Genomic DNA, 8379 nt, shown 5'->3' with positions numbered 1-8379 from the left:
TGGTGACTCGTGACCCCACGTCAGGTCTTGCTGGGTGCCAGCAGGGTCGGGGCGCCGGGTGCGGTCGTGTCCTCTTCTGCGGTGCGGTCCATGCTGTCCGGCAGGGACGCGCGGTAGATCGGCATCGCGGCGGCGGTGGTCACGATCGCGACGGCGACGAGGATCGCGAACAGTTCCGGGGTCACCATGCCGTAGGCGAGGCCGATGTTGATGAATATCAGGATCATCAGCCCACGTGCGTTCATCAGTCCACCGACGGCGGACGCGTACCGCCACGAGAAGCCCTGGACGCGGACCACCGTCGCGCAGCCGAGGTACTTGCCGGCGAAGGCGACTGCCATGATCACCGCGAGTGGCCACCACAGGGCCCCGTCCGCGCCGAACCCGGACACCTCCGTGTTCAGGCCGCTGAACGCGAAGAACACCGGCAGCAGCAGGATCGAGTTCAGGTCGGTCAGCCGGGTCTCCAACTCCCGCCGCACGGTCGCGGACTGCGGCATCGCGAGGCCGGTGATGAACCCGCCGAACACCGAGAACACGCCGATGTAGTCGGTGAACCAGCCCGCGACGAGCACGACCAGCAGCACCAGCGCCATCATGTCGCGGCCCATCGTTCCGTCTCGCTCGACGCGGTCGCCCAGCTTGGCGAACAGTTTGCGGCCCACGGTGAGCATCAGCGCCGCGAACACCGCCGCGCCCGCGATCGTGTCCAGCGCGTCGGCCGGGCTGCCGGCCGTGCCCACCGCGATGATCACCGCGAGGATCACCCACGCCGCCGCGTCGTCGATCGCGGCCGCGACCAGTGTGAGGCCGCCGATCGGGGTGTTCGCGATCCCGCGCTCCTGCAGGATCCGCGCCAGCATCGGGAACGCGGTGATCGACAGCGCACCGCCGACGAACAGCATGAACTCCCACCTGCTGGTCCCGGCAGGGCTCAGCGAGCCGAAGAACAGCAGCGCCGCACCCGCGCCCAGCGCGAACGTCGGCACGATGCCGGAGACGGCGAGCACCGACGCGCGCCGCATGTTCGACCCGCCGGTGAGGCCGTGGTCGAGTGAGGCACCCACGAGGAACATGTAGAACGTCAGCCCGATGGTGCTCAGCACGTACAGGACGCCCTTGACGTCCGTCGGGAACAGCTGGGCCTGCGTGCCGGGCGCGACCGCGCCGAACAACGCGGGCCCGAGCAGCACCCCGGCGACCATCTCGCCGACCACCCTGGGTTGCTTCACGAGCATGGCGAGACGTCCGCACAGCGTTGTCGCGGTGAGTACGACCGCCAGCGCGGCGAACACCTTCAACGCGAACTCGATCTGGTTCACTCGGTAACCTCCTGCAGTGGGCAGCCCTGGGTGTCGTGTGTGTCGAAGTAGCGTCCGGCGAGGCGCAGCCTGCGGGCGTCCAGCACCATCCACGTGCCGAGCACGAGCTGGACGACGCTGCGCCACACGTCCTCCCACCGGTCCCGCACCCGCAGGAGCGCGCCCGCCACCGCGAGCAGTCTCGGGGACAGCGGCGTGTCCACGCGGACGAGCAGGCACGGCCCCCGGCTCGGCAGCGACCGGGTATGCGTGACGGTGGAGTGGAGCCGAAACCGTCGCAGCACTTCACGAGTCACCGCGTGGAGCGCGAGCGGCGCCAGGCGCCAGGCCGGGCAGGGCCGGTTGGTGGCCACGCCGAAGGGGATGTGGTGGGCGGTGCGGGCCGAGACGTGCTCCCAACGGTCCGGGTCGAACACGTCCGGGTTGGTGTGGCCGGAGGCGTGGTAGTCGGGGTAGCTGAAGCACAGCACCGATCCCGACGGGATGGTGGTGTGTTCGTCGAGTGTGATGTCGCCGGTCGTGATGCGGTGGGCGATGCCGAACAGCGGGTAGAGCCGCATGGTCTCGTCGAGCAGGTGCCCGAAGTAGCGGTCGCCCCCCGTGGTTCGGGCCGCCGCCTCGGGGTGTTGGGCGAGGACGAGCAGCAGGTGCGCCATTGCCTCGGACATCTGCACCACGGCGGTGTTGAAGAACGTGCCCTGCAGGTAGTGCACCTGTTCGGTGGGAGACAGGCTCGCGGGTAGCGGCTGCCGTACGTCACCGGCCGCGACCCGCCGGGCGAGGTAGCGGGTCAGTCGTGCCCGGCGGGCGGGGTGGCGCAGGCCGGTGCATTTCAGCGCGGTCGCCACGTCGTCGGCGTGTCCCACGATCAGGTCCCGTGCCGCGCGCGGGCACGGTTCGGCGAACAGCAGCTCGTGGAAGTACTCCGCCCACACCGGCATCATCAGGTCGCGCAGCCGCACCAGGGTGACCCGCCCGGGAGCCAGCTCGTCGAGCACCCGGCCGGCGCACCGGCCGGCCGCGGCCGACAGCGCGTCGCTCGGTCCGGACAACAGCGCGAGCGTCGTGCGGGCCACGTCGCCGTAGCGCGGGCCGGCCTCCAGGTGCTCCTGGTGCACTTCCGGCCCGGGGGAGAGCCAGTACCAGAACAGGTCCGACAGCGCGGCGCCCTTGCTGCGGCCGGTCGCCGCGGGATGGCCGTAGACCTCGAGAAACCGGTCCGGCCCGACCGCCGGGTTCGGGAGCGTGATCGCGTTGTCCCCGTTGACCGCCGCGAACACCTTGGCGCGCAACGCGACCACTCGTGCCGGCAGCCAGCGCGGTGCGGTCAGCACCGCGGCCGCGGCGAGCAACTTTATTGTCCGCATCGTCCGCACCCACGGGTGACGACCACGTCGCGGGTGAGGTCGGTGAGGCTCCGCCCACCGCAGAGCGCGAGGACGTGGTCGAGCTCGTCGCGCAGCACGTCGAGGACCCGGCGCACGCCGGCCTGGCCGTCCGCGGCGAGCCCCCACAGCACCGGCCTGCCGATACCGACCGCCTCGGCCCCGAGTGCCAGCGCTATCGCCACGTCACCGCCGCGCCGCACACCCCCGTCCAGCACCACCGGCAGGGAGACCGCGTCGCACACCGCGGGGAGCGCCTCGACCGCTGCGGGCACCAGATCGGACTGGCGGCCGCCGTGGTTGGACACCATGATCCCGTCGATGCCGTGCACGACCGCGAGCCGCGCGTCGTCCGGGTGGAGAACTCCCTTGAGCCACAACGGAAGCGTCGTCAGCTCCCGCAACCGGGCGAGGTGGTCCCAGGACATCGACGGCGACATCGCGATGTCCCGCACCCCGCCATGCGCAGTGCCGGGCAGGTCCCGCATGTTCTCCGCCGCGAGCCCGGCCGGCAGGTCGTGGAAGCCGTGTTCGGCATCGCGCCGGTGCCGGCCGAGCACCGGCGAGTCGGCGGTCACCACCAGAGCGGTGCAGCCCGCCTGTTCCGCGCGCCGCACCAGGCATTCCGTCACGTCCTCGTCGGGCTGGAGGTAGAGCTGGAACCACACCGACGCGGCCTCCTCGGCCGCACGTGCCGCCGCCGTGACCTCGCTGATCCGCGTCGTCGAGGCCATACCGGACACCAGGACCGTGCCCGCCGCAGCGGCCGCGCGTGCCGTCGCGAGCTCACCCTCCGGGTGGGCGAGCCGGTGGAACGCGGTCGGCGCGACCAGCACCGGCACGCGTGCGTGGCCACCCGGCAGGTCGACGCCGAGGTCGCGGTTCTCGCTGCCACGCAACACTCTCGGCAGCAGGGCGAACCGGCGGAAGGCCGCCTCGTTCTCGGCGAGCACGACCTCCTCGCCCGCACCGCCCGCGTAGTAGTCGTAGTGCACGGGGTCGAGCACCGCGCGGGCTTTCTCCTGCATTTCGGCGAGTTCCGGGTTCACCGGGCGCCCACGGCGGCGAACTGGGTGCGCAGGAACGCGATCAGCGGCGCGCGGTGCACATCGTCGCTGTCCCACTCGTTCTCGAGGTTCTCGGTGAGGTGGTGCTCACCGACGAGTTCGCCGGCGCGCGGTGTTCGATGTTCCGCTCTGCGGAAGTGCCGCACCACCGGGTGGAGGTAGCGGCCGTCGAGACCGCTGGTGTTCTCCTGGGACACCCGGCCGGCGGTGATGTCGAACGGGTTCACCTGGTCGTGGTCCGCGCCGTACTCCAGCGTCACCGTCAGGTAGGAGTCGATGTCGCCGAAGTCGCCGCGCTCGACGGCCTCGTGCAGATGGGCCACCGGCACCTCCTCGGCGTAGCGCAGCGAGCCGTCCGGGCCGGCGAGCACGGCGTCGGCCATGAACGCGAAGAGCTGCCACAGCGCCGAAGTTCGGTTCACGCGCGCGATGACGGCGTCCGCGACCGCCTCCGGGGTGGGGGAGAGGTCCGTGGCCGGCCATGCCACGCCGTGGTAGCGGTGCTCGAGAATCCGGTGCAGCGCACGGACTCCGTAGCGGAAGCCGTGGATGAAGCCGCTGGTCGACTTCTTGAAGTCACGGCCCTGGGTGATGGTGCCGGCGAAGAACAGGTCGGGCACGTTCACCGACTCCCAGGCCGCGTTCTGGTCCGGGAAGCGGTCGTTGATCGTCAGCTGGGGCCGGCACTCGGGTGCGAAGATCGAGGCGTCGAACCGGAACCCGGTCGCGAGGATCACGCGGTCGTAGCGGATCTCCTTCACCCGCTCGGCGACCCGCGCGAAGCTGACCGGCACCACGTACCCGCCACCGTCGCGGCGAATACTCAGCACCTTCCCGTCCAGCAGCGCGTTCTGCGACTTGAGCTGGTAGGTGTCGAGGAAGTTGTTGTTGACCGCGCGCAGGTGTCCGACGAAGTGGGTCTGCCACGCGAACTTCAGCGAGCCGGGCCCGGCGACGTGGATGACCGCCGCGGTCTCGACGAGGTTGTCGGCGGTCTCGAACGCCGAGTTGCCGCGCCCGATGATCAGCACGCGCTGCCCGGTGAAGTCGGCCGGGTCGACCGACACGTCGGTGTACAGCTCGGCGTGCTCGACCCCCTCGATGTCCGGCACGTACGGCTTCGACACGCCGGTGGCCACGATGAGCCTGCGTGTCCGATAGGTGTCGCCCCGCTCGTCGCGCACCACGAAGTCGTCCGGCCGGGTGACCGACACGACCGTTGTCCCGTGACGGATCGGGAGGTCGTTCTTGGTGGCGAAGTCGGCGAGGTAACGGACGAAGTCGTCGGCGGCCGGGAAGTAGCGCGGGGTGTACGCGGTGAACAGCAGCGATGGGTCTTCGGACAACAGGGAGTTCCAGTCGGTACGCAGGTTCAGCTCCGGGTCGTCCCAGCCGGTGTTGGGTTTGTTGATGGAGATCAGCGTGCGGTGCCGGGGAAAGCGGGTGAAGAACGCGCCGGGCGCGTCCCCGGCCTCGAGCACCAGGTGGTCGCGTCCCGAGCGGGTGAGCAGGTAGGACGCCTGCAACCCCGCCGGACCGGCACCGATGATCAGACACTCCGTCGACACCTCGCGTGACACGACTTTCTCCTTACGTCAGTGGGACAGCAGCAGGCGCTTGTCCGGCTTGCCGCTCGAGGCGACCGGTGGTTCGGTGATCGCGGTGACGCGCACCGGTGCGCACGCGGCGCCGAGCCGTGCGGTCACCAGCGCACGCAGTGCCGCGAGGTCGGGTGTCCGGCCGGCGGCAGGCACGACGAACGCGTGCGGCGCCTCGCCGGTGTCCTCGTCCGGCACCGCGACGACATAGGCCTCTGCGACATCCGGGTGCTCGGCGATGACCCGCTCGATCGGGCCCACGTAGTGGAGGTTCGCGTTGACGATGACCACGTCCCGCGTCCGGCCCGACAGGTACAGGCGACCGTTCACGTCGAGGTGGCCGAGGTCGCGGGTGCGCACCCACCCCCGCGTGAACACCTCCGCCGACTGTTCCGGGTCGCACCAGTACGCGGCGGCCTGCGCGGGGGCGCGGACGAACAACTCACCGATGGCGCCCCGCGGGACCAGCGCGCCGTGTGGGTCGCGGACCTCGACGTCGACCGCGGGGACGCCGACGGATCCAGGTGGGTCGGCCGGGGTGGCCATGGCGATCGTGCCGGTCTCGGTCTGGCCGTAGCCGTGGAACACGACCGGCCCGAGCACGTCGAGCGCCTCCCGGTGCCGGTCCGGCGCCAGCGGTGACCCGGACACCATCAGCGCGCGCAGCGTCGACAGGTCGGCCGGGTCGCGGCGCTGTGCGGCGACGAGCTTCGCCAGTCGTGGCACGGTGATCACGCTCGCGGACGCGCGGTGGCGGGTGATCGCGTCGGGCAGCACTGGATTGTCGGCGACGACCACTGTCCCGCCCGCGGCGATCGTCAGCACCGCGTACTCGAACATCACCTGGCTCGACAGCGTGCCGAACACGAGGTAGCGGTCCAACCGGGACGCCAGTTCGCGGATCGCGGGCGGCCACACCGACGGGCGCGCGGTCCACGCCGCTCCCATCGCCGCGTAGGTCTGTGCGCATGCCTTGGGGGTGCCGGTGCTCCCGCTCGTGGGGATGAGCCTGGCGACGTCCCCGGGTTGCCCGCCGAGCCGTAGCGGACTGGCATCGGCGCGGATCAGCTCGCCGACTGCGAGCGTGCGCGGGGCGTACGCACCACCGGAGTCGGTGATCACCGCGGCGATGTCGAGGCCGAGGAGGTGGCGCAGCTGTGCGTCGGGCAGTCCCGGCCGCACGCCAACCACCCTGGCCCCGACGGCATGGGCGGCGAGGATCGTGGCGAACGCTTCGGGGTTGACGCCGAGCAGCAGCGCGACGCCGTCACCCGGACCCAGCCCCGCGTTCCGCAGCCCGGTGGCGATCCGGGCGACGAGTTCGAGCAGCTCCGCACCGGTGACCTCGCGCGGGCCGTGCTCGAACACCGGCCGGTCCGCGGCGGCGTCGAGCGCGTCGAGCACCGCACGCGGGAACGGCTCGGTGTCGTGCTCGGACTCAGGCACTGGCAAGGCATTCCTTCACGAACAGGGCGAGCGGCTGCTGGTGCACCGCGGGCAGGTCCCAGTGGTTCTCGAGGTTCTCGGCCAGGTGGTGGGTCGCGGCGAGCACGCCGTCGCGGTAGTAGCGCACGATCGGATGCAGGTAGCTGGCATCGTGCGCGTTGGTGGCGTCGTTCTCCGCGACTCGCGGGATGGAGATGTCGAACGGGTCGACCGTGTCGTGGTCGGGCCCGTAGTCCAGCGTGACGACGAACCGCTGCTCGGCCGGGCCGAGGCCGCCGTCCGCGACGTAGGCCACCGGCACCTCCTCTTCGTACCGGGCGGCTCCGCCGGACACCGTCACGACATCGCCCATGACCGCGAACTGCTGCCACAGTGCGGAAGACCGGTTCACCCTGGCGACGACCGCGTCACTGATCGCGTCCGGCGACAGGTCCAGTTCGGTCGCCGGCCACGGGGTGTCGTGGTAGCGGGTGGCGAGGATCCGATGCAGGGCGCGGGCTCCGTACCGGAAGCCGTGGATGAACCCGCTCGTGGACTTCTTGAAGTCGCGTTGCTGGGTGAGCGTGCCCGTGAAGTAGAGCCCCGGCACCGTCGTCGACTCGAAGGCCGGGGTCTGCTCGGGGAACCGGTCGTTGATCACCAGCGCGGGGCGGCAGCTCTCGTCGAACACCGACGCGTCGAACCGGAACCCGGTGCACGCCACGACCCGGTCGTACTCCAGCTCCCGCAACCTCTCCACCGTCCGCGCGTAGCGGAACAGGACCCGGAACCCGCCGCCGGGCCGGGGTTCGATGCGCTCCACCGTGCCGTCGAGGACGGAGTTCTCCGACTTGAGCTGGTAGGTGTCGAGGAAGTTGTTGTTCACCGCGCGCAGGTGCCCGACGTAGTGGGTCTGCCAGGCGAGCCTCACCGAGTGCGGGCCGGCGACGTGGATCACCGCGGCGTGCTCCAGCAGCGCGTCGGCCGTCTCGAAACCCGAGTTCCCCTTGCCGATCACCAGGACCCGCTGGTCGGTGAACGACGCCGGGTCGGTGTCGAACGTGTCGTACCGCTCGGCGTGCTCGATGCCGGGGATCGGCGGGACGTACAGCTGGGAGACCCCGGTCGCGACGACGAGCCGCGCTGCCCGCCACGTCTGTCCACTGTGGTCGACGACGGTGAACCCGTTGTCGTCGCGGGAGATTCGCACGACCTCGGTGCCGTAGTGCACTCGGGCGTCGGTCTTCGCGGCGAAGTCGGCGAGATAGCGGACCATGTCGTCGGCGCTCGGGAAGTACCGGGGGCTGTAGCGAGTGAACAGCAGCTCCGGGTCGTCGGACAGCAGGGAGTTCCAGTCCATCCGCATCCGCTGCTCGGGATCGGAGTAGCCGCTGTGCACCTTGTTGATCGAGATCAGCCTGCGGTGCCTCGGGTAGCGGGTGAAGAAGGTTCCCGGCCCGGTGCCGCGTTCGAGGACCGCGTAGTCGCGGCCGTCACGCTCGGCCAGGGCGGCGAGCTGCAACCCGGCGGGCCCGGCCCCGATGATCAGGTAGTCGTGCGCCATGTCCCGGAAGCTACCTAG

The 8379-nt window shown here is 70.7% G+C and carries 6 protein-coding genes; all 6 read right to left on the bottom strand.

Annotation, left to right across the window (positions count from 1 at the left end; genetic code table 11):
• Window positions 1–20 precede the first annotated feature (20 nt).
• The 6 genes from ACJ73U_RS40250 to ACJ73U_RS40225 are packed head-to-tail and all read right to left on the bottom strand — an operon-like array spanning window position 21 to window position 8361.
• Window positions 21–1322 (bottom strand): cation:proton antiporter, encoded by a 1302-nt coding sequence (locus ACJ73U_RS40250; RefSeq protein ID WP_407783039.1) that lies wholly within the window; start codon window positions 1320–1322, stop codon window positions 21–23.
• Window positions 1319–2689 carry a cytochrome P450 gene (locus tag ACJ73U_RS40245; protein WP_407783038.1) on the bottom strand — a complete coding sequence of 457 codons (1371 nt, stop codon included), beginning with the start codon at window positions 2687–2689 and terminating at the stop codon, window positions 1319–1321. The genes ACJ73U_RS40250 and ACJ73U_RS40245 overlap by 4 nt, the downstream gene beginning before the upstream one ends.
• Window positions 2677–3735 carry an alpha-hydroxy acid oxidase gene (locus ACJ73U_RS40240; RefSeq protein WP_407783037.1) on the bottom strand — a complete coding sequence of 353 codons (1059 nt, stop codon included), beginning with the start codon at window positions 3733–3735 and terminating at the stop codon, window positions 2677–2679. The genes ACJ73U_RS40245 and ACJ73U_RS40240 overlap by 13 nt, the downstream gene beginning before the upstream one ends.
• Window positions 3736–3752: 17 nt before the next feature.
• Complete coding sequence (locus ACJ73U_RS40235) at window positions 3753–5354, bottom strand: NAD(P)-binding domain-containing protein (RefSeq protein WP_407783036.1); 1602 nt, start codon at window positions 5352–5354, stop codon at window positions 3753–3755.
• 15 nt (window positions 5355–5369) lie between these two features.
• Entirely contained in the window at window positions 5370–6818 is a 1449-nt protein-coding gene (locus ACJ73U_RS40230) for a class I adenylate-forming enzyme family protein (protein WP_407783035.1), read from the bottom strand.
• Window positions 6811–8361: an NAD(P)-binding domain-containing protein gene (locus ACJ73U_RS40225; protein ID WP_407783034.1), complete on the bottom strand. Its 1551-nt coding sequence runs from the start codon at window positions 8359–8361 to the stop codon at window positions 6811–6813. Before ACJ73U_RS40225 ends, ACJ73U_RS40230 begins: the two co-directional genes overlap by 8 nt.
• Window positions 8362–8379 lie beyond the last annotated feature (18 nt).

Source organism: Actinophytocola sp. (assembly GCF_045807065.1).
GTDB lineage: Bacteria > Actinomycetota > Actinomycetes > Mycobacteriales > Pseudonocardiaceae > Actinophytocola.
Note: the sequence above shows the minus strand (reverse complement) of the source record. Positions and strands in the feature narration are given on the sequence as shown.

Coding starts and splice junctions, on each gene's coding strand:
- ACJ73U_RS40240 (WP_407783037.1), bottom strand. CDS start 3,735: ATGCAGGAGAAAGCCCGCGCGGTGCTCGACCCCGTGCACTACGACTAC.
- ACJ73U_RS40225 (WP_407783034.1), bottom strand. CDS start 8,361: ATGGCGCACGACTACCTGATCATCGGGGCCGGGCCCGCCGGGTTGCAG.
- ACJ73U_RS40245 (WP_407783038.1), bottom strand. CDS start 2,689: ATGCGGACAATAAAGTTGCTCGCCGCGGCCGCGGTGCTGACCGCACCG.